Below are 1,095 nucleotides of genomic sequence, written 5' to 3'. Positions count from 1 at the left end.
CCACACTACCATCCGGCTTCGCGGAAGGAAAACACACATGCAAACAACTTGAAAACCACTCTTGCTAAAAAGGGGAAGTCCTTATAGACGAGTTAAATGGTAGGAAATTACGTTTTCCATAGTCATTTACTGATCACGATCTTTAGGGTAATGCTCAAGAATAAAACCGGTAGGTAATTTCCCAAATTTATTTTTTGGAAATGGCTCGGAAATTCGGATCGCTCTAAGTACCGCTTCATCAAAACCTTTTACTTCTGACGCCTTCAATTTTTGAATTGATTTTATAGATCCATCTGGCATCAATGAGATTTCGTACTTTACAGGATCATTTTTAAATTCTTCTTTGGGAAAAGCGAACATGGCATTGGACCTAATTAACGCCGAAAGCTTTGACAGATATTCCTGGTCAGCATTACCTGCATTTGCAGTACCAAATACAAATGCAATAACGAAGGTGTAATAAATTCTTTTTGAGGCTAGTCTCATTCCATCCCTTCCATTTAACGCCGAGCTAACCGGTGGCGCGCAGCGCCATCCGGGTTGAGTGACAAGTTAAATCTAGTGCTCAGCATATACGCGCCGTTAAAAGGTTTTCAAAATCTCTGAGCAGCTAGCCAAGCTACGAAATTTGCTCCACAGTCTAGAAGCTTTCCCGAATCATGCTCCCAAAGATACACCTGCGGATCGTCTAGCTCGCCGGCTTTCCAGCAGAATAAATCTCCACATCCGTTACTAGCAAAAGGAACATACTCAAGTGAAGGAAGATACGTTCTGTTATGCAGTATCTCACTCGGGGAAAGTATTTCGTGATTAAACCTTAAATCATTCAGCCCGCCGAGACGTAGGAAGACTTTATATTGCTCTGGAAGTCCACGGCCCAGGCTACTTTCGGCGTTAGTGATATCCGCCTCGCTCGGCAGCGGGTCGTCCAGCCTATGTTTCTGGTTTTGAGCTAAAAGAGACGCAATATCCACGGTAAAACTCACCACTTTCTTAGATTTAACGCCGAGCTAACAGGACCGCAGCGCCTGCCGCGAAGCGGCAAGTTCTTGCTGCGGGTCCGTGTTGAGCGACAAGTTAGATACTTTACTATTC

At 44.2% G+C, this 1,095-nt stretch carries 2 protein-coding genes; both read right to left on the bottom strand.

Annotated features, from left to right (window positions below; all coding sequences use genetic code 11):
- Window positions 1-126 precede the first annotated feature (126 nt).
- Entirely contained in the window at window positions 127-486 is a 360-nt protein-coding gene (locus EDC30_RS19365; RefSeq protein WP_132260589.1) for a TonB family protein, read from the bottom strand.
- Between the two features lie 107 nt (window positions 487-593).
- Complete coding sequence (locus tag EDC30_RS20030) at window positions 594-974, bottom strand: SMI1/KNR4 family protein (protein WP_165973898.1); 381 nt, start codon at window positions 972-974, stop codon at window positions 594-596.
- Window positions 975-1,095 lie beyond the last annotated feature (121 nt).

It is taken from the genome of Paucimonas lemoignei, from assembly GCF_004342585.1.
Lineage (GTDB): Bacteria > Pseudomonadota > Gammaproteobacteria > Burkholderiales > Burkholderiaceae_D > Paucimonas > Paucimonas lemoignei.
This window is presented reverse-complemented; position numbering and strand designations above follow the sequence as displayed.